This is a genomic window from Bradyrhizobium sp., assembly GCF_035935975.1.
Taxonomy (GTDB): domain Bacteria; phylum Pseudomonadota; class Alphaproteobacteria; order Rhizobiales; family Xanthobacteraceae; genus Bradyrhizobium.
Map to the genome: position 1 here is coordinate 246,323 of NZ_DASYWN010000013.1, position 25,268 is coordinate 271,590.

A 25,268-nucleotide genomic window follows, 5' to 3' on the forward strand; every position below is an offset into this window, starting at 1 on the left:
GAATCCAAACGCCGCTTCCGTTTACCAAACGCAACGGCTTTTGCTTTTTATTGACCACGTCGCGGCGGCGGATCAGCCAGGCGCCTTTCGCGACGCGTGTGATCTAGACGAAACAGTACAGAGTACGTCGATGTTCAAGAAAATGTCTGTCGCGCTGCTCGGCAGCGCTTGCACCTTCGTTGCCGGCGTAAACAGCGCCAGCGCCTTCGACAATACGGTGCCGAACGATCCGCCCGCGGTACTCTACCAGCCGCACGTGCCGGCGGCGCCGGTGCGCGTCGCCTCCAATGCCAACATGGGTGGCGGCTTCATCGAGTTCCTGTTCGGCGACGGCCCCGGCCGCGGTCCGGCCTACGCGCCGCAAGCACCGGTCTATCAGCAGCAGCCGGGCTATTACGACCAGCGCCGCCTGCCGCCGATGGGTGAGCCGCAGATGCAAGGCGGATATCAGCAAGGCGCCGGTCTCCAGCAGGAGGCGATTGACCCGCGGCAGCGTCCGTTCGATCCGAAATTCGAGAAACAGATTGTTGACTATAGCGGCAAGGAAACTGCCGGCACCATCGTGGTCGATACGCCGAACAAGTTCCTCTACCTCGTCGAGGGCAACGGTCGCGCGATGCGCTACGGCATCGGCGTCGGGCGTCCGGGCTTCACCTGGTCCGGCGTGAAGTCGATCACGGCCAAGCGCGAATGGCCGGACTGGACCCCGCCGGCGGAAATGATCGCGCGCCGGCCCGACCTGCCGCGGCACATGGAGGGCGGTCCGGAAAACCCGCTCGGCGCCCGCGCGATGTATCTGGGCTCGACGCTCTACCGCATCCACGGCTCCAACGAGCCCTGGACCATCGGCACCAACGTCTCCTCCGGCTGCATCCGCATGCGCAACGAGGACGTCATCGACCTCTACGGCCGCGTCAATGTCGGCACCAGGGTCGTGGTGATGTGAGAGGTCCTGAGCAAACAGCTTGAAATGAAAACGGCCGCCTCCCGGGCGGCCGTTTTGTTTGGTGCGCCAATCAGGCAGCCTTACGCGTAATCGCTGCCGCCATCGTCGCCGCCGCCGAAATCGCTGTCGTCGTCGGCCATGTCCATGTTGCCGTTGTCGTGATCGTCGTCGTAGTTCTGGTCGTTGTTGTCGCGGTCGTTCGAGGCCTGGTCGAAGAAGCCCTGGCGGGAATCCCGGTTCGAGCCGATGTCGTTGAGGCCGGCATCGCGCGCCAGCGAGCCGCCGGACTGATCGCCGCTACCACCCCAAGGGCTTCCACCCCCGCTGCCGCCACCGCGCTCCTCGATGATCGTGGTGTCGCCAAAGGCCTGCTGGTGCGATCCGCCCATCATGCCGCGGATGCTGGAGAGCAGCAGCGAGCCGCCGACGACGCCGGCCGCGGCTGCCGCCGCCGTGCCGAGGAACGAGCCGCCGCCACCGCCGACCGGCGGAGCGCCATAACCCTGACCCGGGGCCCCATAACCCTGGCCGGGGGCTTGACCCGGGCCTTGGCCGTAAGGCTGTCCATATTGCGGCTGGCCGTAACCCGGCTGCGCCTGCTGCATCGCCTGGCCGCTGTTCCAGACCGGCCGGGAGTCACGCGGCGGCACATTCGGAACCGAGCCGCGCGAGGGGCTCCCGCCGAACAAGGTGTCGCGCATGGTGTCGAGGAAGCCGCCGGACGGCGCCTGCTCGGGCGCATGGGCCGCTTCCAGCTCCTGGATGCGGTTATGGGCGCGCTTCAACGCCTCGTCCTGCAGCAGCGTGGTCTGCACCAGCGCGTAGACGGCGCCGGGGGCCTTGCGCAGCCCGTCGGAGATCGCGGCGATCGCATCGGGATCGCGCGGTGCATTTTCCAGTTTCGAAAGCCGGTCGAAAAGCTCGTCAACGAGCTGGCGTTCCTGCGGCGTCATGATCTGTCTCCTCTGCGCAAAACCAAGCGCGCCGAAGATGTAGGGTTCCAATGTGGCCCCAACAGTGCCCGCCGGATTAAATTTCCGTATGCGACAAGCTGCCTGACGGGCTCGCTTTTCGTCCGGGTCATCCCAGTGTCACGTTGCTGTCCGCCAGCAGGCGCGGGAAGGCGTCGCCCGAGAGATAGGCGTGCTCGCGCTCGCGCACGTCCGTCATCGGGTCAAGGCCGGTGAGGACATCGTCGACGAAGCCCGGATGGCACATCACGAGGCCGCCGTCGGGGAGGCCTTCGAGGAATTGCCGCATCAACTCGCCGAAATCGGACGCGCGCGTAAAATCATAGGCGCCGGCAAAGCCGGGATTGAAGCGGAGGCCGGCGCTGCCGGCGCGGCGGCGGAATTGCGCGCTGAGGATGTCGAGCACCATGGCCTTCGGAGAGGCGAGCCGCTGCGTCAGCGGCAGGTCGCGGCCGCCCTGGCGCACCCAGGCCTGCGGCGCGCCCTCGCTGACGGCATCGACGAAGCCGTCGCGCACCTGCGGATAAAGCTGCACATGCTGATGGCCGTCGACGAAGTCGGGCGCGCGTCCGAATGCCTCCACGAAGGCCGCCAGCTGCGCCTTCACCTCGTTGCGGACGAATTCGCGGTCCAGCCGCCGCATCAACCCTGCGCGCAGGAGTTTCGGAAACGGCATGAACATGTCGCCGTCGAGCGGACGGTAATGCATGGTGAGCGGCCGGAACGGTGCGGACAGCGTCACGTGCAATCCGATCGCGCAGCGCGGGCTTTGCCGTGCCGAGGCCTGAAGCGCATCGACCTCGCTGCGCTCGATCGCGGGGCCCACCATCATCACTGACGTGGCGTTGAGGCGGCCGCGCTCGATCAGGTCACGGATGGCGCGGTTGACGCCGGGGCTGATGCCGTAATCGTCGGCGCAGAGCCAGATCCGCCGCAGGCTCGCGGCCGCGCTCATTCAGCCGCCGTCCGCTTCGAGGCGTCGTCGGCCTTGTCGGTCTCGAAATGCTTCTCGCTGTGCTCGGCGACGAAGTAGATCGGGCGCGCCTTCAGCTCGGACAGGATCTTGCCGATATATTCGCCGACGATGCCGATCATGATGAGCTGCACGCCGCCGATGGTCATCAGGCCGACCACGAGCGAGGGATAGCCGGGGACCTGCTTGCCGGTCGTGAAGACCTCCCAGAGGATCGAGAGGCCGAACAGGAAGGCGATGCCGGCGAGGATGACGCCGAGCAGGCTGGCGAAGCGCAGCGGCGCCACCGAGAACGAGGTCAGGCCCTCGATCGACAGGCCGAGCAGGCTTGCGGCGTTGAAGGTGGTGACGCCATGGGCGCGCGCCGAGGGCTCGTAATCGACCCGGATCTGGCGGAAGCCGATCCAGCTCGCGAGGCCCTTGAAGAAGCGGTTGCGCTCCGGCAATTGCCGCAGCGCCGTGACCGCGCGCGGCGACAGCAGGCGGAAGTCGCCGGCGTCTTCCGGGATCTTCTGGCGGGCGCCCCAATTGATCAGCGCGTAGAAGCCGTGTACGGCGACCCGGCGCAGGAAGGTCTCGTTGTCGCGATGCGCCTTGGCGGTATAGACGACGTCATAGCCGTCATCGATCCAGTGTCGGACCAGTTGCTCGATCAGCGCGGGCGGATGCTGGCCGTCGCCGTCCATGAACATGACGGCGCCGAGCCGGGCATGGTCGAGGCCGGCCATCAGCGCGGCCTCCTTGCCGAAATTGCGCGACAGCGACACCACCTGGACGTCGATCGCATCGGCCGGCAGCGAGCGGGCGATCGACAGCGTCGCGTCCTTGCTGCCGTCGTCGACATAGACGACCTCGCAAGACAGCCGATAGCGCTCCCGCAATGTCCTGGCGAGATCGCAGATGCGCTGATGCAGGGCGGCGAGGCCCGTCGCCTCGTTGTAGACGGGGATGACAATCGACAGCCCCTTCGCGGCGGCGCTCGCCGCGGTGGTCGTCAGGGCGGATACGTCAGAGCCCAGCGTCATCGATCAAGGTTCCAGAGGGCGTTCAAGGTCATCTCAACAGCATATGGTAGCCGCCGTTAGCTGTCGCTACGCTGAACAAAGCTGCTCAACAAGCTTTGGTTTCACCGCCGCAGGAACGCCTCGAGCTTGGCGAACAGCGGGTTCTCCCGGTCGAACACGTAGTCGAGCGACACCACCGAGACGGTCTCGGCGCCGTGCTCGCGCAGGAAGCTCGCCAGCGCATAGAGCTGCCCCGGCGGGCAGTGCAGCGTCAGCATGCCCGACGAGGTCGGTCCGCCGAACGGGGCTACGACGCCGAACCGGCTATGGGCTTCGCCGAGCAGGGTGGCGTCGCACTGCCGGAAGCGGGTTCGGACCTCGCGGTATTTGTTGGCGCGCGCCCGCGCTGCGATGTGATCGAGGATGACGCGCGCGGTCTCGCGCGCCTGCGGCGTCCAGTCGGCATCCTTCGAGGCGACCAGATTGGCCTGGCTGCGCAGCATCACGCCGTCGTCGAGCACCCGCAGGCCGTTGGCGGCAAGCGTCGCGCCCGTGGTGGTGATGTCGACGATCAGCTCGGCGCTGCCGGCCGCCGGCGCACCTTCGGTGGCGCCTGCGCTCTCGACGATGCGGTAATCGGTGATGCCGTGGCTCTGGAAGAACGTGCGGGTGAGGTTGACGAACTTGGTCGCGACCCGCATCCGCATGTGATGCTGCTCGCGGAAGCCGGTGGTGACATCGTCGAGATCGGCCATGGTGCGGACGTCGATCCACGCCTGCGGCACCGCCACGACGACGTCGGCATAGCCGAAGCCGAGCCCCTCGATCAGCGACACGCGCTTGTCGGCGTCAGGGATGTTCTCGCGCACCAGGTCTTCGCCGGTGACGCCGAGATGGGCGAAGCCGCGCGACAGCTGCGATGCGATCTCGCTCGCCGAGAGATAGGCGACCTCGACATTGTCGAGGCCCGCGATGGTGCCGCGATAATCGCGTGCGCCGCCGGCCTTCGACAGCTTCAGCCCGGCACGGGCGAAGAAGGCCTCGGCGTTTTCCTGCAGGCGGCCCTTGGAGGGAACGGCCAGAACGAATGGCGCGCTCATGACTTAAGCTCCCACCTTGCGACCGATCCGGGTCAGCGTGCCCACCCAGACCGAGAAGCCGACCGCGGGGATCGGCTCGGCTGAACCGAGCTGGGTCATCAGCCCGTCGTAGCGGCCGCCGGCCACCAGCGGCTCGGCGCCGTTGCCGCGATGATGCAGCTCGAATTCGAAGCCGGTGTAATAATCGAGCCCGCGCCCGAACGCGGTCGAGAAGCGTGTCTGCTTCACGTCGATGCCGCGCGCCGCCATGAAGCCGACCCGGCTCTCGAACTGGTCGATCGCTGCGGTGAGATCGAGCCTGGCATCGGCGGTGAGCGCGCGCAGCGCGGCAATTGCGTCGTCGGGATTGCCCGCGATCGACAGGAATCGCTTGAGCACGGCGATTGCCTCGCGCGGCAACGCGCCGCCCTTCAGCGTCGATTGCTCGAGGAAGCGGTCGGCGATCTCGGCCGTGGTGCGGCCGCCGACATTGGTGGTGCCGGCAATCGACATCAAATCGGTGACGAAGGCGAGCGCGGCCTTGCGGTCGGAGCCGGCGAGCGCGGCGAGCACGCCTTCATATTCGCTGCGGGCCGCGGTGGTTGTGGCCGCCAGCTTCTCCAGATCCTTTTCCAGGCTGATCTTGCGGTTGAAATCCTTGACCAGGCGGCGGCGCCAGACCGGGTAGAGGTTGAGCGCGTCGAGCAGCGCATTGAACAGCGCGACATCGCCGGTCCGGATCTCGACATCGCTCACACCGAAGGCCGCGGTCGCCTCCAGCGCCAGCGCCAGCATCTCGGCATCGGCCGCGGCGCGGTCCTGGCGGCCGAACGATTCGATGCCGGCCTGAAGAAACTCGCTGGCCTGGCCGCTACGGTAACGGAACACCGGGCCGAGATAGCTGAATCCGGCCGGCTGGCCGGCGCGGCCCGAGGCCAAATAGTCGCGCGCCACGGGGATGGTCAGGTCCGGGCGCAGGCAAAGCTCCTCGCCGGAGAGGTCCGTGGTCAGGTACAGGCTCTTGCGGATGTCCTCGCCGGAGAGGTCCAGGAACGGCTCGGCCGGCTGCAGGATGGCGGGCTCGGCTCTGACATAGCCGGCCTGCGCGAACGACAAGAGCAGCGTATCCGCCCAGGCGGCGGAGCCGGCAGCATTTGAGGTGGCAGTCGCGGTCATCTCAGGGGTCCATCGTCCCGGTGGAACCGGGCAGGGCAAAGGGAGGCGAATTGGCGCAGCCCTTAGCATGGCCGGAAAGCGGTTTCGACCTCCAAAGGATCAATCGCTTAACGGCTTTGGGGTCGGGAGGCCGCGATCTCGCGGAAAGTAGCTCAGGTATTTTAATACCTGGAAGCGACAGCCCGGCCTTCACGCGGCCAGGCCAGGGACATCTATGGATACACCGCGGAGCAATGGATGAGCCCGAGCTCCTCGCGTCGCCGCATGTCCAATGCAACATCGTCGTCTGTGGCCATGTCGTCCCGTGCGACCGCCTCGTTGCCCGTCGCTGGCTATGTCCGCCGCATGCGACTCAATGCAGCAACCGCGGACATCACATTGAGAAATTAGCGAGGACGGGCAAGTCGTCGCATACTCATTTTGGGTATGGCGGATAAACCGTTCGCCGCTGCCTTCGTTTACAATGTGAATGTTGGTTTGATTCATGCGCAATGCAGCAGATGTTATCCGGACGGTCTCGCGGCACACGCTGGCCTATATGCTGTTTTCGATCAGCGAGATGTTCCGGCACTACGACGAATTCGATCCGCTCGACCTTCTGATCGTTCACGCGATCCTCAACGCGAACGTCATCAACGTGATGAACGATCCGTCGCTGGATGAGAGGTTCTCCAGCATTCACGCGGTCGAGCCGGATGCGATCAAACAAGGGGTGTCCCGGGCGGCGCTCTCTCGTTTCCTCAGCCTGCCGCTCGAGACGGTTCGCCGTCGCGTGACGGGACTTAAACGAAGAAAGATTCTGGCCGAGACCAAAGCAGGGCTGATCGTGACCGAGCAGAACGCATTCAGGTTTGGAAACAATCACGAACTGCAGAAGACCAACATGCTGCTGCTCACGAAACTGCTTCGCGATCTCAAGCGCGCCGGCATCAACGGGCCGGACGATTTGCGTGCCCCCAAGGGTGCTGCATCCACAAGGAAGGTGAAGTAAGCTGCAGGATATGGATCGAGGCCTTCTCAATACGGTTCGCGACGGAGCGCAAAGAACGGCAACGGACGGCTTGCTGTCGTTCCAGGATCTGAAGCCATCCGCGGCTCTCGAGCTCCAATCGTACGATATCGATCATTTCGGCGAGACCGAGAGATATGCGGGTGCGTCCAGCATGCCGCTGTCTGCCGGGACGACTGCAATCATGCGCGCCCGGCTCAGCCTGCCGATCCTGACCCTGTCTCTGGTGAAGACCTTCCCGCGGATCATTCGCGGTTACGATCTGGCGCATGCCGTCGCCGTGGCGCTGCCGATGGACCATGTGACCTCCACCCGCATCAATGGGCAGTCAATCGGCAGCTCCGTGCTGGTTCTGAAGGGGAGCTCCGATTGTCTGGTCTACGAGCCGGCGGGGCGTCTGTGGGCGGTCGCCTATTTCAGCCTGCCCGCGCGCGAGCCCTGGTCGCAACTGGATGACGGCTATCATTTGCTGAGCCCGGCGCCGGACGTGCTCGCCTCCCTGCGCTCTTTGATTTCCACCACGCTTGAAACCGCAGCCTATGATCCGGACTTCCTGAACGAGCCGGCGTCGCGAACGGTCGTCGAACAGTCCCTGTTCGCCACGATGGATGCCGTCATTCGGAGCAACGTGAATCGCAGTCCCTTGCACCTCACGACGGATAGCTATCAGCGGATCGTCGCAGAGATGGAACGATTGATCCGCCACGATCTCGCGATCTGGCACAAGACGACCGAACTGGCGGAGCGGGTGGGAGTGTCCGTTCGGACTCTCCAGAGTGCGACGCAGGCCATCTGCGGCATGAGCCCGCATCGCTACAGCCGGGTCCTGCGCCTGTGGTCGGTGCGCAAGCAGCTGCGCACCGGCAAGGCGGGGCGCAGCGTGAAGTCCTGCGCCATCGGTCACGGCTTCTGGCATCTGAGCGAGTTCGCGGCGAGCTACAGGGCCGCTTTCGGAGAGCTGCCATCCGAGACCCTGCATCGGTCGCTGCGAGAGGTGGTCTAAAGCGCGATGAGATTTGGATGGACCGTCATCGTGCTTTAGGTCGTCGTCTAAGCATGATCTTTTCGGAAAACCGCTGCGCACTTTTCCGGATCATGCTTTAGCGGCCTCCACCGCCCCAATCGCCCAGCACCGCCTGGACCAGTGCCAGCGCCGCCACCGCGGCGGTGTCGGCGCGCATGATCCGGGGGCCGAGGGCCAGCCGCAGGATCTTCGGCTGGCGCAGCAGCAGCGCCCGCTCCTCCTCGGCAAAGCCGCCTTCGGGGCCGATCAGCACGTCGATACCTTGTCCAACCTCGCGCGCGCCGAGCAGGCTCTGAACGGGGTCCTGGACCTCTGCCGCCTCATCGCAAAAGACGAGCAGCCGGTCGGCAGGGCGCTGACTGAGGTACCTGTCCAGCGGCACCGGCTCGGTCACGTCCGCAATGCTGAGGATGCCGCATTGCTCGGCCGCCTCGACGACATTGGCGCGCATCCGCTCGGTGTTGACCCGGGAGGCCTGGGTGAACCGGGTCAGGACCGGCTGCAGGGTGGCGGCGCCCATCTCGATGGCCTTCTGGACCATGTAGTCGAGCCGGGCATGCTTGAGCGGGGCGAAAACGTAGGCGAGGTCGGGCAGGCGGTCCTGGGGCCGGGTCTGCTGCAGGATGACGAGGCCGTCCGGCCGTTTGCGGCCCTCGATGGCGGTCTGCCACTCGCCGTCGCGGCCGTTGAAGGCCAGCACCTCGGCCCCGGCGGCCAGCCGCAGCACATTGCCGAGATAGTTGCTCTGGTCGCGGTCGAGGGCGACCCTGGCGTCCTGGGCCAGGGGGGTGTCGACGAACAGGCGGGGGGCGCGAAAATCGTGGGAGGGCATCGTTCAAAGGTCCGATTTGCCGGCGTTATTAACCTAAAGCCGCCATTTCGGGGGTAAATATTGCCAAACCGGTGCGTCGGCACGCCGCGCTCTTGCCCTATTCGACGGGTTGTTAAGGGCCGGCGGGAATCGTAAAAACGCGAACACGCTGGTTGCGCTTCAATTTGGGAAGACGCCGAACCCCGTAAGCTCCTGCCGGAGAGACTATCTTGATGATCCGTCGTTTGATGGTTCCGATCACTGCCGCCATGGTCACCATGGGTGCCGCTGGCGCCTACGCCCAGGGATTCCCGGCGCCACTGCCCGGACAAGCCGCGAGCAGCTCGCCGTTTCCGTCCGTAAACGGTTCGGCGCCGACCGCCTCGGTCGGTAGCGCCCCGCAATCCTCGTTTCCCGTGAACGGCGCGGCCCCGCTCGGCGGCGCCGGTGCTTTCAGCGCGGCCCCGCCGACGCAAGCCGGTCCCGGCGAGGACTGCATGAAGGCGTTCGTGCCCCTGCGCGAAGAGGCCGAGAAGCGCGGCAAGATGATCAAGGCCGCGAGCGATCGTCATGCCACGCCGGACGAAGCCTGCAAGCTGTTCAAGAATTACAGCCAGGCCGAATCCAAGATGCTCAAATATGTCGAGAGCAATTCCGCCAAATGCGGAATCCCGCCGCAGGTCGGCGAGCAGCTGAAGGCCAGCCACAAGAACACCGAGGCCACGCAGGCCAAGGTCTGCAACGTCGCGCAGCAGATGCAGCAGCAGCAGGCGCGTCCGGCTGGCCCGTCGCTGAGCGAGGTGCTGGGCTCGGGCTCGGCGCCTGAAGCCAATGCCGGCAAGAAGGGCGGCAGCACCTTCGACACGCTCAACGGCAACGTCCTCACCCGATGAGCGACGCCAGCGCCCGCGTTGCCGACTCCACCGGCAACTGGGTCGATACGCTCGCGCCGCCATGGGCGCGGCCTTATCTGCGCGTGTCCCGCTTCGATCGTCCGATCGGCTCCTGGCTGCTCCTGATGCCGTGCTGGTGGTCGGCGGCACTCGCCGCCGGCATGGCGCATGACGCCAGTCGCCTGCCGCTCACCATCGTCCTGTTCTTCATCGGCGCCTTCGTGATGCGCGGGGCGGGCTGTACCTGGAACGACATCACCGACCGCGACCTCGACGCCAAGGTCGAGCGCACCCGCTCGCGGCCGCTGCCCGCGGGGCAGATCACCGTGAAGCAGGCGCTGGCGTTCATGATCGCGCAGGCGTTGATCGGCCTCGTCGTGCTGCTCCAGTTCAACCGTTTTGCGGTCGCGACCGGCATCGCCTCGCTCGTGGTCGTCGCCATCTATCCGTTCATGAAGCGCGTCACCTGGTGGCCGCAGGTCTTCCTCGGCCTCGCCTTCTCCTGGGGCGCGCTGATGGGCTTTGCCGTCACCCTCGCCCGCATCGACGTCACCGCGCTCGTGCTCTATGCCGGCGCGATCTCCTGGGTGATCGGCTATGACACGATCTACGCCCACCAAGACTCCGAGGACGACGCGCTGATCGGCGTCAAGTCCACCGCGCGTCTGTTCGGCGCGCACACGCATCAGGCGCTGATCCTGTTCTATGGGCTCGCGGTGGTGTTGATCGGCGTTGCGCTGGCCTCGGGCGATGTGCGCTGGCCGGCCTGGCTCGGGCTTGCAGCCTTCGCCGCGCATCTGGCCTCGCAGATCGTGCGCCTGAGGATCGATGATCCCGAGCTGTGCCTGCGCCTGTTCAAGTCGAACCGGGATGCGGGCTTGCTGCTGTTCGCGGGATTGCTGGTCGACGCGGTGATGCGGGCGGCGTAGTTCGTAGGGTAGATTAGCGAAGCATAATCCACCAGTTTGCTTTCCGTGTGCGGATAGATATTGGTGGGTTACGCCTTCGGCTAACCCACCCTACGGCACCTGTGATTGTCGCTTAATTCCGCGCGATGATCTCACGCTCTGCGCGATGAACCGGCAGCTCGCGCGCGACGCCGGCGCGGCGGCGCATCAGGAATTTCGGACGGCGGGCGCGGATCGCATTGGCGCGACGGCGGCGCGGTGCGGGCTTGCGGGCGCCTTCGTCGAGCTGCGGCAGCGCGAACAGCTCGCTCCAGACCGCCCAGGCTTCAGCAAGCTCGTCGCCGTCGGCGCTGACCAGCAGCGGAACTGAGAGCGAGGGATCGCGATGCACGAGGACGAGGGTCTGCGCCTCGTCATTGCCACGCAGCGCGACGCCGGTGAAATCACTGACGCGGACGTTGATCGCCATCTGCATGCCGCGGACGGCACGGCGCAGCACGACGCGTTCGCGATGAAGCTCGATCTGCCTGGTGTATCCGTCGGCACGCGGATCATGCGCATCGAAGCGGACAGGAAGGGAAAGGGGGTCGAGCCGCAAGCTGCGGCCCGACCCGGCGGGAGCGACCCCGCATGTTGCTGTTTGACGCCTCACGGCTTTCGTTCTCCCCGCCGGGATTATGTTCCCGGTCGATGCGAGGACCTTAGCGCGCGGTGTCCGAAAACCGCTTAAAAAGGCTGGTTAACCCATCGTCACCGGCGGTCATGATTGACAAGAGCTTGGCGCACATGATTGACGAGACGTTGCGCGAGAGCTGCGAATCTGAGCTTTTTGCCGGCTGAAAATGCTTGAAGTCCGCACCATTTGGGCACATCTGGTGTTCAGGGCCCCGATCGCCCCGAAACCTCCCGCCCCAACAGGATTTCGTTTGTGAACCCTTCACCAAGCTCGACGCTTTCGTCCAAAGCCAATCGCGACCTGTTCGATCAGTCCGCGCTGTCCGACCTTGCACAGCGGCTGGTGGAGGCGGCCAAGCGCGCGGGGGCGGATGCGGCCGATGCGGTCGCGGTGCGCGGCATCTCGCAAGGCGTCGAGGTGCGCGACGGCCGCGTCGAGGAATCCGAGCGGTCCGAGGGCGACGATGTCGGCCTGCGCGTGCTGGTCGGCCAGCGCCAGGCGGTGGTCTCCACCAATGACGCCAGCGGCGATGCCGTGACCAAGCTTGCCGAGCGCGCGGTCGCGATGGCACGCGTCGCGCCTGACGACAAATATGTCGGCCTCGCCGATCCCGCGCTGCTCGCGCGCGACTTCCCCGATCTCGACCTGCTCGATCCCGACATTCCCGCAACCAGCGAGCTCGAGCGCCGCGCGCTCGAGGCCGAGGCCGCGGCGCTTGCCGTGAAGGGCGTGTCGAAGTCCGGCGGCGCTTCGGCCTCCGCCGGCATGGGCGGCATGGTGCTCGTCACCAGCACCGGCTTCCACGGCTCTTATTTGCGTTCCAGCCAGGGCATCTCGGCGACGGCGATCGTCGGCGAAGGCACCGGCATGGAGCGCGACTACGATTTCACCTCGGCGCCGCATGGGGCCGATCTGCTGTCGCCCGAGGTCGTCGGCCGTTCCGCCGGCGAGCGCACCGTGGCGCGCTACAATCCGCGCAAGGTCGAGACCTGCAAGGTGCCTGTGGTGTTCGATCCGCGCGTTGCAGGCTCGCTGGTCGGCCATGTCGTCGGCGCCATCAACGGCGCCTCGATCGCGCGCAAGACCAGCTTCCTCAAGGACAAGCTCGGCCAGCAGCTCTTTGCCAAGAACATCCGCATCATCGACGATCCGCTGCGCAAGCGCGGCCTGCGCTCGCAGACCTTCGACGCCGAGGGCGTCGCGGTGAAGAAGACCGCGCTGATCGACGAGGGCGTGCTGACCACCTGGCTGCTCGACTGCGCCACCGCGCGCGAGCTCGGCCTTGCCACCACCGGCCACGCCCATCGCGGCGTCTCCTCCTCACCCTCGCCGGGGCCGTACAATCTGCATCTCGAAGCCGGCACGCCGACGCCCGCTGAGCTGATCTCCGACATCAAGCAGGGCTTTTACGTCACCGATTTGATCGGCTCCGGCGTCAACGGCGTCACCGGCGATTACAGCCGCGGCGCCTCCGGCTTCTGGATCGAGAACGGCGAGATCACCTATCCCGTCAGCGAGGTGACGATCGCGGGCCACCTGTTCGAGATCTTCAAGTCGATGCAGCCTGCCAACAATCTCGAATTCCGCTACGGCATCAATGCGCCGACGGTGCGCATCGAGGGTTTGACGCTTGGCGGACGCTGACGCGAACTCTCTCGACGCGACGATCCTGACGCGCGATGCGGCGCTGCTGAAAGACACGGTGCGGGATGCGGGCGCGCTCGCCCGCTCGATGTTCCGCACCGAGCTGAAGAAATGGACCAAGGGCGCATCCTCGCCGGTCTCCGAAGCCGACATCGCCGTCAACGACCTGCTCGAATCGCGCCTGCGCGCGGCGACGCCCGATTATGGCTGGCTGTCGGAGGAGAGCGCCGACGATTCCACGCGGCTGTCGCGGCGGCTGGTCTGGGTGGTCGATCCCATCGACGGCACCCGCAACTATCTCAACGGTCACGACGAATGGTGCGTCAGCGTCGCGCTGGTCGAGAATTCCGCGCCGGTGCTGGCCGCGGTGTTCGCGCCGACCAGCAATGAGTTCTTCTTCGCGGCCCGCGGCCAGGCGACGCTGCTCAACGACAGGCCGGTGCGGGCGACGTCCGGATCCAGCCTCGACTTCTCCCGCATGTCGGGCCCGAAGCCCATGGTCGAGCGCCTCAACATGGCCGGCGGCGACATCAAGCTGCATCCACGAATCGGTTCGCTCGCGCTGCGGCTCTGCCGGGTCGCCCAGGGCGCGCTGGATGCGGCTTTTGCGGGCGGCAGCAGCCATGATTGGGACCTTGCGGCGGCCGATTTGATCGTGCAGGAAGCGGGTGGTAGGATGAGCGACCTCTCCGGAGACCCCATCCTCTATAACCGCAGGGAAGTTACGCACGGGGTGCTGGTGGCAGCGGGACGCGATCGTCATGCGAGCATTGTCGCGCATTTTCGAAATCGTCCCTTGCCCTGAGCGCTTTCGTCGTGCTTGTCGACCACTGCTTTGCCGGGCAGCCCATTAGGAACCGAACTCATGCCAGATAGCGCCCCGCAGCAACTGCTTCACCTCGTGATCGGTGGCGAGCTCGTCGACCTCGAGCACAACACCTTCAAGAACCTCGACGACGTCGAGATCGTCGGCCTCTATCCGAACTATGCGACCGCGCACACCGCCTGGCGCGCCAAGGCGCAGAGCACGGTCGACAACGCGCAGATGCGCTATTTCATCGTCCATCTCCACCGGCTGCTCGACCCGAATCAAGAACCGGCGCGTTGAAAAAACTGCTTCGCAATACGCTGCGAAGCAGCTTCGTTCAGCGTGCCGTCGGGGTTCTGGCGGCCGAATATCTGCGCTTTGTCTGGCGGACCAACAAGTTCACCTTCGATCCGCCTGATGTCTATGACATCGTCGAGCCGCGGATCCCCGGGATCTTCGCCTTCTGGCACGGCCAGCATTTCCTCACCCCCTTCATCAAGAACAAGGAGTCCTACCGCGCCAAGGTCCTGATCTCCCGTCACCGCGACGGCGAGTTCAACGCCATCGCGGTCGAGCGGCTCGGCATCGGCCTCATCCGCGGTTCCGGCGACCATGGCGGCGCCTTCCACCGCAAGGGCGGCGTCGGCGCCTTCAAGGAAATGGTGCGGACGCTCCAGGACGGTTGTAATGTCGCGCTGACCGCCGATGTCCCCAAGCGCGCGCGCGTGGCCGGGCTCGGCATCATCATGCTGGCACGGGAATCGGGGCGGCCGATCATGCCTTTCGCGATGGCGACCAGCCGCTTCATCCGGCTCAAGAACTGGGACCGCACGACCATCAATTTGCCGTTCGGGCGGGGCGCATTGGTCGGGATCAAGGAAATCAACGTACCGCCGGATGCCGATGCCGCCATGATGGAGGCGTTGCGGCAGGAGCTGGAAGACACGTTGAACGAGGCGACCCGCCGTGCCTATGCGCAGCTCGGCCGCCCGGGGCCCGAAGATGCCTAACGCGCTGCCCAATTCGCTGCCAATGACGCTGCGGATGTACCAGCGCCTGGCCTCAGGCCTGGTGCCGCTGGCGCCTGTGCTGATCAAGCGGCGGCTCAAGCAGGGCAAGGAAGACCCCGCGCGCGTCGGCGAACGGCGGGGGCTATCCCAGGACGTCCGGCCGCATGGCCCGCTGGTCTGGATCCACGGCGCCAGCGTCGGCGAGGTGCTGGCGGCCGGCGCGCTGATCGGGCGGCTGCGCGATCTGAACCTGCGCATCCTGCTCACCTCCGGCACCGTCACCTCGGCGGCCGTCGTCGCAAAGCGCTTCCCGCCCGACGTCATCCATCAATACGTGCCGTATGATTCCCCGCGCTATGTCGCGCGCTTCCTCGATCACTGGAAGCCGTCGCTGGCGCTGTTCATCGAATCCGATTTGTGGCCGAACCTGATCCTCGCGGGCGCGGCGCGCCGGGTGCCGATGGTGCTGATCAACGGACGGATGTCGCCGCGCTCCTTCCCGCGCTGGCGGCGCATGTACGGCACCATCTCGGCGCTGCTGTCGCGCTTCGACATCTGCCTCGCGCAGTCGAAGACCGATGCGGAGCGCTTCTCGGCGCTCGGCGGCCGTGACGTCGTCACCACCGGCAATCTCAAGCTCGACGTGCCAGCGCCGCCGGCCGATCCCGCCAAGCTCGAACGTCTCATGGCGACGACGCGCGGGCGTCCGATCATCGTCGCCGCCTCGACCCATCCGGGCGAGGACGAGATGCTGGTCGCGGCCCATCGCAGCCTCGTCGGTTTCTTCCCGCAGCTCTTGACCGTGATCGTGCCGCGCCATCCGGATCGCGGCTCCTCGATCGCCGGCCTGATCACGGCGTCCGGCCTGAAGCCCGCTCTGCGCTCGCGCGACGAGCCGCTGGCGGCGACCACCGATATCTATGTCGCCGACACCATGGGCGAGCTCGGCCTGTTCTACCGCCTCTCGCCGATCGTGTTCATGGGCGGATCGCTGATCCATCATGGCGGCCAGAATCCGATCGAGGCGATCAAGCTCGGCGCGGCCATCATTCACGGCCCGCACGTCTTCAATTTCGCCGATGTCTACGAGGCGCTCGATGGAAGCGGCGGCGCGCGCCAGGCGGACACGCAGGAGCTGCTGGTCAAGCAGCTCGGCCAGTTGCTCGCCGATCCCACCATTCGCGACAAGATGCAGCAGGCCGGTCACGGCGTCGTCGAGCAGCTCGGCGGTGCGCTGGATCGCACCATGACGGCGCTCGAACCCTATCTGCTGCAATTGCGGATCGAGATGGGAGCCGCCAATGCGTGAGCCGGCCTTCTGGTACCGGCCGCGTTCCCCGAAGTCGCATCTCCTCAGCCCGTTGGGCGCGCTCTATGGCGCCATCACCGCGCGGCGCATGGCGCGCAAAGGCTTTGACGCCGGCATCCCCGTGATCTGCGTCGGCAATTACCATGTCGGCGGCGCCGGCAAGACGCCGACCGTGCTGGCGCTGACGAAGCTGCTCCGCGAGCTCGGCGAGACGCCGGTGGTGCTCAGCCGCGGCTATGGCGGACGGCTGAAGGGCCCGGTGATGGTGGACCGCGAACGTCACACCGCAGCCGACATCGGCGACGAGCCGCTGATGATGGTGCGCGACGTCCCCGTCGCCGTCGCGCGCGACCGGCTCGAAGGCGTCGCGCTCGCCAAATCGCAAGGCGCGACCGTGATCCTGATGGACGACGGTTTCCAGAACCCGCGTTTGCTGAAGGATACGTCGCTGATCGTGATCGACAGCGAGCGTGGTCTCGGCAACGGCAAGGTATTTCCGGCCGGTCCCTTGCGCGCGCCCTTGAGAGCACAGCTCGCGCGCACCGACGCGCTGGTGCTGATCGGCGACGGCCACGCCGCGGACGATGTCGCGGCCGAACTCGCCAAGCGCAACAAGCCCCAGCTGCGAGCACGCCTGAAGCCGGATGCGGCTTCGCTCGCGCAGTTGTTCGGCAAACCGGTTTTCGCCTTCGCCGGCATCGGTGATCCCGAGCGCTTCTTCCGCACCCTGTGCACCAGCGGCATCCAGGTCGCGCGCACGCGCGCCTTCGCCGATCATCACATGTTCTCGGACAACGAGATCGCCGCGCTCGGAGCGGAAGCTAGCCGCGAGCAGCTCACGCTGGTGACGACGGAAAAGGACCTTGCCCGCCTGCGCGGCCGCGCGGGCATCCCCGACGGCATCGTGCCGTTCGCGGTCCAGCTCGAATTCGACGAGCCGGCAAGGCTGCGGCAATTGATCAGCGACCATCTCTACAAGGCGCGCGAGCGGCGCTTCAGCGCACGATGATCTCGCCGCAAGCCGTGAACTCGTAGGCACTTGAGCATGGAATTGCCGGTTGTCTGCGTCAAACGCCCAAAACATTTCACGCTTCTTCCGAACTAGAGAACCGAATTGCCCGCTTGCCCGCCTAAAGTTGCGGGAACACGAAAGGGCAGGCGATGACCAATGTGCGGGCGGGTTTCCTCGACTCCATCGGCAATACGCCATTGATCCGGCTGCGGGCGGCGTCGGAGGCCACGGGCTGCGAGATCTACGGCAAGGCTGAATTTCTCAATCCCGGCGGTTCGATCAAGGATCGTGCGGCGCTCGCCATGATCGATGATGCCGAGCGACGCGGCAAGCTCAAGCCGGGCGGTGTCATCGTCGAAGGCACCGCCGGCAATGTCGGCATCGGCATCGCGCTGGTGGCGAATGCGCGCGGCTATCGCAGCGTGATCGTGATGCCCGACACGCAGAGCCAGGAGAAGAAGGACATGCTGCGGCTTTGTGGCGCCGATTTGCGCCTGGTGCCCGCCGTGCCCTATTCCAATCCCGGTCATTACGCGCGCTATTCCGGCCAGCTCGCGGAGGAGCTCGGCGCCTTCTGGGCCAACCAGTTCGACAACACCGCCAATCGCGAGGGCCATTATCGCACGACCGGCCCGGAGATCTGGGCGCAGACGGAAGGACGGATCGACGGCTTTACCTGTGCGGTCGGCAGTGGCGGCACCCTGGGCGGGATCGCGCGGGCGCTCAAGGAGCGCAATCCCGCCGTCAAGATCGCGCTCAGCGATCCCATGGGCGCCGCTCTCTATAACTGGTTCACCAAGGGCGAGCTGACGGCGGAAGGCGACTCCATCACCGAAGGGATCGGCCAGATCCGCGTGACCCGGAATCTGGAAGGCACGCCGATCGACATGGCCTATCAGATCACCGACGCGGAAGCCTTGCCCGTTCTGTTCGACCTGATCGAACATGAAGGACTGGTGCTGGGCGGCTCAAGCGCCATCAACATCGTCGGCGCCATGCGGCTCGCGCGCGACCTCGGCCCGGGCAAGACCATCGTGACGATCCTTGCGGACGGCGGACAGCGCTATCAATCAAAACTGTTCAACCCGGAATTCTTGCGCGGGAAGAATCTGCCCGTGCCGAGGTGGTTGGAGGAGTGAAGCGCCATCCGCCGCCCAGGGAAAACACCGTCCCAGTAAGGCGTGGGACAGCCTCGGCATCGGCTGTCCCACCGTGAAGCATTGCGGATGCCATCTATTTTGCGATCGCCGCCCTGGCCGCTGCGATCTGGGCCTTCACGGCATCGAGGTTGAAGCTCGCGCCCCTCTGCATCGGCGGGAATTCAATCGCCGTCATCGCCAGTTTCTCGACCTGCTGCTGGACGAAGACGAAGCGCCAGAATTCATATTTGAACCAGTCGAAGTATTGTTGCGCGCCAAATTTGGTCCCGCTATCGGGCCAGCCCGTCCGCTCGAACGGATCGAGGCGAAGGTTGATCAGATAGGGAACGTCAACCTTCGACTTTTCGCCCAGCCATCCCCTGGGCTGGTCGATGAAGCGATACTTGAAGTCGTCGATGCGTACGGCTCCCAGCTCGCTCTCGCCGAAGTACCAGACTTCATGCCGGTTCGACGGTCCCTTGCCGGTGATCATGTCCATCTGATTGTAACCGTCCAGATAGCACTTGTAGGTGCGATCTCCGATCTGCTTGCCCTTCTTGAGTTCCTCGACAATGTTCGGGTTGCCGGCAGCGGCCAGCAAGGTCGGGAACCAGTCTAGTCCGGAGATGATGCCGTTCTCGACCTTTCCGGCCGGCACCTTGCCGGGCCAGCGGATCATCGCCGGCACGCGGAAGCCGCCTTCCATGACCGTGCCTTTGCTCTGCGCGAAGGGCGTCTGTCCGCCATCCGGCCAGGTGAAGACCTCGGTGCCGTTGTCGGTCGTGAAGATGACGATGGTGTTGTCATCCACGCCCATGTCCTTGAGCTTTTGCATGACGATGCCGACATCGTCGTCGAGCTGCGCCATGCCGGCTTCATGAATCGACCAGCCATTCTTGGAGTTCCGCATCGCCTCATACCTCGGTGACAGGTGCGTGACGATGTGCATGCGGGTTGGATTGAGCCACAGGAAGAACGGCTTGTTGTCGGCCTTGGCCTTTTCGATGAACTTCAAGGCAAGGTCCCGAATTTCGTCGTCCACGGTTTCCATCCGCTTGGGATAGAGCGTGCCGGCGTCCTCGATCCTCTGCTTGCCGACCTTGCCCCAGCGCGGATCCACGGTGGCATCGTCTACATCGGTCGCCCACGTATGCAGCATGTTGCGCGGACCGACGACGTTCAACAGATCCTGCGGATAGCCGGGGTGAGCCGGATCTTCCATCGCGTCAAGGTGATACAAATAGCCGAAGAATTCGTCGAAGCCGTGCACGGTCGGCAGAAACTCGTTCTTGTCGCCAAGGTGATTCTTGCCGAACTGGCCGGTGGCATACCCCATGCCCTTGAGCGCGGTGGCGATGGTCACGGCCTCCGCCGGCAAGCCGGTGGGAGCGCCGGCCTGTCCGACCGTGGTCATGCCGGTGCGGATCGGCAGCTCGCCGGTGATGAAATTGGCGCGGCCCGCCGTGCAGCTCGCCTCGGCGTAATAATCGGTAAACAGCATGCCTTCTGCCGCGATCTTGTCGAGGTTCGGCGTCCGGCCGGCCATCATGCCGCGATGGTAAGCACCGATATTCCAGATACCGATATCGTCCCCCATGATGACGACGATATTGGGGCGTTGTCCGGCCGGCGCGGGGGCTGGTTGCTGCGCCTGCGCGAAGCTTGCTGCGCCGACAGCGGAGAGCGCTGAAGCCGCGACGATGGAGCTGCCGCTCAACAAGAGATCGCGGCGTTTCAATCCTGCGCTGCCGGGCCCGGTCTCCTTGTTTGGCTCGGCCGGGATCCTGTCGTTACTCATGGGACGATCCTCTTCCTGGCAATGCACCAGCCGGCATGGCCTGCGCCGGTGTCGATCGGCTCGGCGTTGGGCGCGGCCGATCGATAGCGGCGGCAAATGGTCGAAATCGCAAAGATGCCTGCCGCCTTCGAGCACCCTCACGCATGAACTTGGGAGCGGGGCCTTTGGTGGAAGATCAGGTTGACGGAAGCAGGCGAGTACAGCTTTGAATTGATCCAGATCAAAGGATTGACCTAGATCAACGAGGGGCCGGCCAGGCCCTTGCACGCTGGGGCTCGTAAGAGTGACACGAAGGGCAGCGACGCCTGCTGCTTCGAGCGAAATCTGCTTTGACGACAATTCCACGTTCAGTCGAACGGGCACCAGTCGCTTATCGGCTATTTCATCGGAGAGTTTCATGAAGACCTTCGACCCGTTGCTGTTGCTAGTACTGCTCGTCATGCAATCGGCCTCGGCGCAGGCTGCGGATTTGAACGGAGCATGGTCGATCGACGCCTCGGCCTGTGGCAGCATGTTCACCAAGGAAAACAACAGGATTTCGTTCAAGAAAGATGCCGATCTCCATGCAGGCGGTCTGATCGTCCAGGGAAGGGAGATCACCGGCACGCTGCAAAAATGCACCGTCAAATCGCGGCGCGATGACGGGCCGAATGTGCGCGTGGTGGCGGCATGCTCGGACGGCGTCGCGATTTCAGATGTCACGTTCGAGGTGAAACACTCCGGAGAGAATCAGATCACACTCAGCTCCAACGGCCCCGTGCCCATGGATATGATCTACGTTCGCTGTCCGATGTGACGTCGACGGCTTGCGAGCATCCCGGAACGCCTGCGTGGCGCCCGCCCCCGGAGGACCGGCGTCGGTCCCTGAAATGACCGTGTATTTTCAGACCACGCTTTGCTCACCCGACGGCAAGGCGCCATTCAGGTGGCATTCATCGCCAGACTTCTATCGGTTCCATCCGATCCTGGAGAATGCGATGAAACTGCCCCCTGCGGCTATGGCCGCCAGCCTTGTATGTCTGATTGTTGCGCCGGTGTTCGCGCAGACGACGCCGTCCGCCGCGCCGACCAGCACCGTGCCGGTTCCCGCGACCAAGCGCGTGACCTGTCTCGCCACGACGGCAAGTCTGAAGGGGCAGGACAAGCGCGACCAGATGCAGCTCTGCATGGCGCAGGCGCGGGTGGACTGCCTGAAGCAGGCGATCGATCAGAAGATTGTCGGCGAGGCGCGCAAGAGCGCGATCAAGACCTGCGTGGGCGGCGATGGTCCCGAGCCGCAATAGCCGCACGATGCCACGAACCCGGTCTCGTAGGGTAGGCAAAGCGGCTTGTCCGCCGAAGCTCGGAGAGCGAAGGCGGAAGCGTGCCCACGTTGCTCCTCGCGGTCTTGAAAAGATGGTGGGCACGGCGCTTTGCGCCTTTGCCCACGCTACGAGAGCTACAAGGTCACGGCTGCTTCAGCGCACCCGGAAAATGCCGCTGCAGCACGGCCGCGGGCGTGGCGTAGGCTTCCTGCAGATCCACGCTCCAGTACTTCAGCTCGTCGAGCGGGATCCGCGTGTCGGTGATCGCGCAGCGCACGAACGTCCCCGGCGAGATCACACGGAAATCGCCGTCAAGATATTGCACCTGCGCTTCGCCATGGCCGGAAGAGCCGAACTTGTTCAGCACGGTCGAAAGTCTCCGTGGAAGGCCTCTCCCAGGAAAACCTTGAGGCAAACCCTAAGGCAATCCCTGGAGGGCACGATGTGTTGGACGGGATTTAGCATAGATAGGGTGGCTTGTCCGCCCGGTAAACCCACCGGTTTGTGATGTTTTGCAGCCGTTTCAGCGTGATAGTGCTCGATCCGGGATCGCCGGCTCCCGCGCGGACCGGCTCCTCCTACGGCAGAGTCCGATGCGCCTTCGACTGACCGCCCTGTTCCTGACGCTGCTGATGTCGGCCGCGCGCGCCGCGCCGGAGACTGCGCCGCATCAGGTCGAGATTCCGCTGTCGTCCGGAACCCTGCATGCGCAGCTGTTCAAGCCCGCGGGCGAGGGGCCGTTTCCGACCGTGATTGCGCTGCATGGCTGCGGCGGCCTCGGCGGCCATTCCGATCCGGTGCTGCCGCGCTATCGCGACTGGGCCGAGCGGCTGCTCAAGGCCGGCAATGCCGTGCTGCTGCCCGACAGCTACGGCTCGCGCGAGCTCGGGCCGCAATGCCGCGTCAAGGAGATGCACGTCAAGGCGCGCCGCGAACGCGTTGCCGACATCGCGGCCTCGCGCGCCTGGCTGATGAAGCAGAGCTGGGTCGCGCGCGACCGCGTCAGCCTGATCGGCTGGGCCAACGGCGCCAGCGCGCTGCTCTGGGCGGTACGTCCGCAGAGCGTGGCGCGCGATCAGGGTCCGGATTTCCGCGCCGCGATCGCGTTCTATCCGGATTGCCGGATCTCCGCCGGCCTCGGCTGGAGCACGCGGGTGCCGACGCTGGTGCTGATCGGCGCGAACGACGACGTCTCCTCGCCGCCGGCCTGCCGCCAGATGGTGGACGGCGCGCACGGCCGCAGCGCGCTCGCGCGCATCGTGGTCTATCCCGGCGCCTATCACGATTTCGACCGCGCCAACACGCCGCTGCACGCAGCCAGCGCCAGCACCGATGCCGCCGTGCCCGAGCACGGCCATCTCGGCACCGATGCCGAGGCGCGCGCGGAGTCGCAGCGGGACGTCGCGGAGTGGCTGGCGCGGTGAGGCGGTGTTGAAGGTCCTGTAGCCCGGATGAGCGAAGCGATATCCGGGGAGGTTTGTCCTGCATGTCGCTGTGCTCATGCGGGCTACGCGTCCCGTACAAGCGGGGCCGTCCGAGGAACAACGTGACGCGGACAGCCCCGCATCGACCACCGCCCTGCACGGAAGTTGGCCGACCCGGAATCTACGGATCGCGCGCCAAACCGGTTTCAGCATGTAGCGATGCCTTAGTTCGACCATGATATCGGCTAAACGCATTCACATGCGCAACCGCATTGTCCTCTTCTCCTCCGCACTGATCGTCTTCACCGTCGCGATCTTCCTGTTCGAAGCCCATGCCGGCTCGCCCATGCTCGCGCCGGAACATTGCGGCTTCTGGACCACGATCGACGCGGGATTGTCCTGCCGCTAGGCGTGAGGGTGCCGTAGCCCGGATGAGCGCAGCGATATCCGGGGCGACTGGTCCCGCATATCGCTGCGCTCATGCGGGCTCGCGCTGCTTCCACATCGTCATTGCGAGCGCAGCGAAGCAATCCAGAGTCGCTCCGCGGAAAGATTCTGGATTGCTTCGTCGCTTCGCTCCTCGCAATGACGGGGATAGAGCGTGCGCTAGCAGGACTCTAGAACAAGCTGCCCTGATCCACCGGCTTGCCTGCGCGCTTCGGCGCGGGCTTGGTCTCCTGCGCGGTCTGCTTCGGCTGTGCCGGCGCCCGCTTCGTCGTCGGGGCCGGGCGGTCCGAATCCGCGGTCGCAGCCACGCGGCCGTCGGCGAACTCGATCTCGATCCGCGCATTCGGCCCGATGCTGTCGGCCGCGTGCACGGGGTGTCCCGCTTCATCCCGCACCAGTGCAAAGCCGCGCGCGAGCACGCTGCGATAGGACAGCGCCGACAGCAGCTTGCCGCTGTTCTCGACGCGGGCTTCCAGCCGCTGCAGCAGCGTGAGCAGCGCGCGGTTGGCGCGCTCGGCCAGCCGATGCGTACGCTCGCGCTGGCGGGCGATGGCGTTCCGCTGCACCTGCGCATTCGAAAGCTTGGAGGCCCGCAAGCGCACCTCGAGCCCGGCAAAGCGATCGCGCCGCTGCCGCAGCAGCGAGCGCGCGGACAGGCCGAGTCGCTCGCCGCACACCGTGAGGCGATGATCGGCCTGCGAGATCTGGCCGTGCAGCACGCGCAGCGTCAGCTTGGCGCTTGCCGCAGTGAACCGGCGGAAATGCGCATGCGTGTTGGCCTTGAGGCCGCGGGGCAGGGAGGCGCCCGCCGAATCCAGCCGCTGCCGCGGGATCGCCAGCAGATCGCCGGCCGACGGCAACGCGCGCGCGGCGGCGCGCAATTCGTTGCGGCGGCTTTCCTGGGCGCGCTGCCAATAGGCGTGGGTGCGCCGTCCGAGATCGGCGACCTCGACGAACAATTCGCTGCGCACCGGCACCGCCATCTCGGCGGCGGCCGTCGGCGTCGGCGCGCGCTTGTCGGCGACGAAGTCGATCAGCGTGATGTCGGTCTCGTGGCCTACCGCCGAGATCAGCGGGATCATGCTCTCGGCCGCCGCGCGCACGACGATCTCCTCGTTGAAGGACCAGAGATCCTCCAGCGAGCCGCCGCCGCGCGCGACGATCAGCACGTCGGGCCGCGGAATCTTGCCGCCCTCAGGCAGCGCGTTGAAGCCGCGGATCGCGGCCGCGACCTGCTCGGCCGAGCCTTCGCCCTGCACCTTCACCGGCCACACCAGCACGCGGCGGGGGAAGCGATCCTCCAGCCGATGCAGGATGTCGCGGATGACGGCGCCGGTCGGCGAGGTCACGACGCCGATCACCTCCGGCAGCCACGGCAAGAGCTGCTTGCGCGCCTCGTCGAACAGGCCCTCGGCGGCGAGCTTCTTCTTGCGCTCCTCCATCAGCGCCATCAGCGCGCCGATGCCGGCCGGCTCCAGCGCCTCGATCACGATCTGGTACTTCGAGGAGCCCGGATAGGTCGTGAGCTTTCCCGTGGCGATGACCTCGAGCCCTTCCTGGGGCTTGAAGCGCATGCGGCCGTGCACGCCCTTCCAGATCACCGCCTCGATCTTGGCGCTCTCGTCCTTGAGCGCGAAATAGCAATGGCCGGAGGAGTGAGCGCCACGGAAGCCCGAGATCTCACCGCGGACCCGGACATGGCCATAGGTGTCCTCCACGGTCCGCTTCAGGGACTGCGAGAGCTCGGAGACGGTGAATTCGAACGCGTTGTTCAGTTGTTCCGCAGGCGGCATCGGCAAACGATTCGGCATTTTGGGGTCGGACCCGACGTTAAGGATTTTCGCAGCGCGGCGCCAATCCGGAGATTGATTGGAAGAGTACTCTGCATTATAGAGTTCTCTAT

26 protein-coding genes are annotated in these 25,268 nt (G+C 65.5%); 16 read left to right on the plus strand and 10 right to left on the minus strand.

Features of this window, described 5'->3' with window-relative positions; translation table 11 throughout:
- The first annotated feature begins 130 nt into the window (after positions 1-130).
- On the plus strand, positions 131-946 hold the full coding sequence (locus VGR99_RS06835; protein WP_326897561.1) for a L,D-transpeptidase: 816 nt from the start codon (positions 131-133) through the stop codon (positions 944-946).
- A gap of 80 nt (positions 947-1,026) precedes the next feature.
- Here VGR99_RS06835 and VGR99_RS06840 read toward each other — a convergent pair whose 3' ends face one another.
- The 5 genes from VGR99_RS06840 to VGR99_RS06860 all read right to left on the minus strand — a co-directional run bounded on the left by VGR99_RS06840 (position 1,027) and on the right by VGR99_RS06860 (position 6,149).
- Positions 1,027-1,899 (minus strand): DUF2076 domain-containing protein, encoded by an 873-nt coding sequence (locus VGR99_RS06840; RefSeq protein WP_326897562.1) that lies wholly within the window; start codon positions 1,897-1,899, stop codon positions 1,027-1,029.
- A 127-nt stretch (positions 1,900-2,026) separates the two neighbouring features.
- On the minus strand, positions 2,027-2,872 hold the full coding sequence (locus VGR99_RS06845; RefSeq protein WP_326897563.1) for a ChbG/HpnK family deacetylase: 846 nt from the start codon (positions 2,870-2,872) through the stop codon (positions 2,027-2,029).
- On the minus strand, positions 2,869-3,915 hold the full coding sequence (locus tag VGR99_RS06850; protein ID WP_326897564.1) for a glycosyltransferase family 2 protein: 1,047 nt from the start codon (positions 3,913-3,915) through the stop codon (positions 2,869-2,871). Before VGR99_RS06850 ends, VGR99_RS06845 begins: the two co-directional genes overlap by 4 nt.
- A 101-nt stretch (positions 3,916-4,016) precedes the next feature.
- Positions 4,017-4,994, minus strand: a complete 978-nt coding sequence (hisG, locus tag VGR99_RS06855) for an ATP phosphoribosyltransferase (protein WP_326897565.1) — start codon at positions 4,992-4,994, stop codon at positions 4,017-4,019.
- A gap of 3 nt (positions 4,995-4,997) precedes the next feature.
- Positions 4,998-6,149 (minus strand): ATP phosphoribosyltransferase regulatory subunit, encoded by a 1,152-nt coding sequence (locus VGR99_RS06860; protein WP_326897566.1) that lies wholly within the window; start codon positions 6,147-6,149, stop codon positions 4,998-5,000.
- A 484-nt stretch (positions 6,150-6,633) separates the two neighbouring features.
- On the opposite strand from VGR99_RS06860, the gene VGR99_RS06865 reads away from it, so the two are divergent.
- Positions 6,634-7,140: a hypothetical protein gene (locus VGR99_RS06865; protein ID WP_326897567.1), complete on the plus strand. Its 507-nt coding sequence runs from the start codon at positions 6,634-6,636 to the stop codon at positions 7,138-7,140.
- Between the two features lie 172 nt (positions 7,141-7,312).
- Entirely contained in the window at positions 7,313-8,161 is an 849-nt protein-coding gene (locus VGR99_RS06870) for a helix-turn-helix domain-containing protein (RefSeq protein ID WP_326897568.1), read from the plus strand.
- A 97-nt stretch (positions 8,162-8,258) separates the two neighbouring features.
- On the opposite strand, the gene VGR99_RS06875 is transcribed toward VGR99_RS06870, so the two are convergent.
- Complete coding sequence (locus tag VGR99_RS06875) at positions 8,259-9,014, minus strand: 16S rRNA (uracil(1498)-N(3))-methyltransferase (RefSeq protein ID WP_326897569.1); 756 nt, start codon at positions 9,012-9,014, stop codon at positions 8,259-8,261.
- A 212-nt stretch (positions 9,015-9,226) separates the two neighbouring features.
- Here VGR99_RS06875 and VGR99_RS06880 point away from each other — a divergent pair, with 212 nt between their 5' ends.
- Both VGR99_RS06880 and ubiA read left to right on the plus strand, forming a co-directional pair.
- On the plus strand, positions 9,227-9,886 hold the full coding sequence (locus VGR99_RS06880; RefSeq protein WP_326897570.1) for a hypothetical protein: 660 nt from the start codon (positions 9,227-9,229) through the stop codon (positions 9,884-9,886).
- Positions 9,883-10,815 (plus strand): 4-hydroxybenzoate octaprenyltransferase, encoded by a 933-nt coding sequence (gene ubiA, locus VGR99_RS06885; protein ID WP_326897571.1) that lies wholly within the window; start codon positions 9,883-9,885, stop codon positions 10,813-10,815. Before VGR99_RS06880 ends, ubiA begins: the two co-directional genes overlap by 4 nt.
- A gap of 112 nt (positions 10,816-10,927) precedes the next feature.
- On the opposite strand, the gene VGR99_RS06890 is transcribed toward ubiA, so the two are convergent.
- Complete coding sequence (locus tag VGR99_RS06890; protein ID WP_326897572.1) at positions 10,928-11,446, minus strand: DUF6101 family protein; 519 nt, start codon at positions 11,444-11,446, stop codon at positions 10,928-10,930.
- A gap of 276 nt (positions 11,447-11,722) precedes the next feature.
- Between VGR99_RS06890 and VGR99_RS06895 the strand changes: the two genes are divergently transcribed.
- From VGR99_RS06895 to VGR99_RS06925, 7 genes are all read left to right on the plus strand, one after another.
- A complete protein-coding gene (locus VGR99_RS06895) occupies positions 11,723-13,114 on the plus strand; it encodes a TldD/PmbA family protein (RefSeq protein ID WP_326897573.1) in 1,392 nt (463 codons plus the stop codon).
- Positions 13,101-13,919 (plus strand): 3'(2'),5'-bisphosphate nucleotidase CysQ, encoded by an 819-nt coding sequence (locus VGR99_RS06900; protein ID WP_326897574.1) that lies wholly within the window; start codon positions 13,101-13,103, stop codon positions 13,917-13,919. Before VGR99_RS06895 ends, VGR99_RS06900 begins: the two co-directional genes overlap by 14 nt.
- A gap of 60 nt (positions 13,920-13,979) precedes the next feature.
- A complete protein-coding gene (locus tag VGR99_RS06905) occupies positions 13,980-14,222 on the plus strand; it encodes a DUF4170 domain-containing protein (protein ID WP_063687197.1) in 243 nt (80 codons plus the stop codon).
- On the plus strand, positions 14,219-14,932 hold the full coding sequence (locus VGR99_RS06910; protein ID WP_326897575.1) for a lysophospholipid acyltransferase family protein: 714 nt from the start codon (positions 14,219-14,221) through the stop codon (positions 14,930-14,932). Before VGR99_RS06905 ends, VGR99_RS06910 begins: the two co-directional genes overlap by 4 nt.
- Complete coding sequence (locus VGR99_RS06915) at positions 14,895-16,241, plus strand: 3-deoxy-D-manno-octulosonic acid transferase (RefSeq protein WP_326897709.1); 1,347 nt, start codon at positions 14,895-14,897, stop codon at positions 16,239-16,241. Before VGR99_RS06910 ends, VGR99_RS06915 begins: the two co-directional genes overlap by 38 nt.
- A complete protein-coding gene (gene lpxK, locus VGR99_RS06920) occupies positions 16,234-17,250 on the plus strand; it encodes a tetraacyldisaccharide 4'-kinase (RefSeq protein ID WP_326897576.1) in 1,017 nt (338 codons plus the stop codon). The genes VGR99_RS06915 and lpxK overlap by 8 nt, the downstream gene beginning before the upstream one ends.
- Before the next feature lie 152 nt (positions 17,251-17,402).
- On the plus strand, positions 17,403-18,392 hold the full coding sequence (locus VGR99_RS06925; RefSeq protein ID WP_326897577.1) for a cysteine synthase A: 990 nt from the start codon (positions 17,403-17,405) through the stop codon (positions 18,390-18,392).
- A gap of 94 nt (positions 18,393-18,486) precedes the next feature.
- On the opposite strand, the gene VGR99_RS06930 is transcribed toward VGR99_RS06925, so the two are convergent.
- Complete coding sequence (locus VGR99_RS06930; protein ID WP_326897710.1) at positions 18,487-20,190, minus strand: arylsulfatase; 1,704 nt, start codon at positions 20,188-20,190, stop codon at positions 18,487-18,489.
- A 397-nt stretch (positions 20,191-20,587) separates the two neighbouring features.
- Between VGR99_RS06930 and VGR99_RS06935 the strand changes: the two genes are divergently transcribed.
- Together VGR99_RS06935 and VGR99_RS06940 are read left to right on the plus strand one after the other, a co-directional pair.
- Complete coding sequence (locus VGR99_RS06935; RefSeq protein ID WP_326897578.1) at positions 20,588-20,986, plus strand: hypothetical protein; 399 nt, start codon at positions 20,588-20,590, stop codon at positions 20,984-20,986.
- Between the two features lie 181 nt (positions 20,987-21,167).
- Complete coding sequence (locus tag VGR99_RS06940; protein ID WP_326897579.1) at positions 21,168-21,473, plus strand: hypothetical protein; 306 nt, start codon at positions 21,168-21,170, stop codon at positions 21,471-21,473.
- Positions 21,474-21,636: 163 nt separating this feature from the next.
- Here the strand turns inward: VGR99_RS06940 and VGR99_RS06945 are convergent, their stop codons facing one another.
- Entirely contained in the window at positions 21,637-21,861 is a 225-nt protein-coding gene (locus VGR99_RS06945) for a DUF2093 domain-containing protein (RefSeq protein ID WP_326897580.1), read from the minus strand.
- 226 nt (positions 21,862-22,087) lie between these two features.
- On the opposite strand from VGR99_RS06945, the gene VGR99_RS06950 reads away from it, so the two are divergent.
- Both VGR99_RS06950 and VGR99_RS06955 read left to right on the plus strand, forming a co-directional pair.
- Complete coding sequence (locus tag VGR99_RS06950; RefSeq protein ID WP_326897581.1) at positions 22,088-22,918, plus strand: dienelactone hydrolase family protein; 831 nt, start codon at positions 22,088-22,090, stop codon at positions 22,916-22,918.
- Between the two features lie 259 nt (positions 22,919-23,177).
- Positions 23,178-23,327 carry a hypothetical protein gene (locus VGR99_RS06955; protein WP_326897582.1) on the plus strand — a complete coding sequence of 50 codons (150 nt, stop codon included), beginning with the start codon at positions 23,178-23,180 and terminating at the stop codon, positions 23,325-23,327.
- Positions 23,328-23,535: 208 nt separating this feature from the next.
- Here VGR99_RS06955 and xseA read toward each other — a convergent pair whose 3' ends face one another.
- The gene (xseA, locus tag VGR99_RS06960; protein WP_326897583.1) at positions 23,536-25,176 is read right to left on the minus strand and encodes an exodeoxyribonuclease VII large subunit; all 1,641 of its coding nucleotides are present in this window, start codon (positions 25,174-25,176) and stop codon (positions 23,536-23,538) included.
- Between the last annotated feature and the right edge of the window lie 92 nt (positions 25,177-25,268).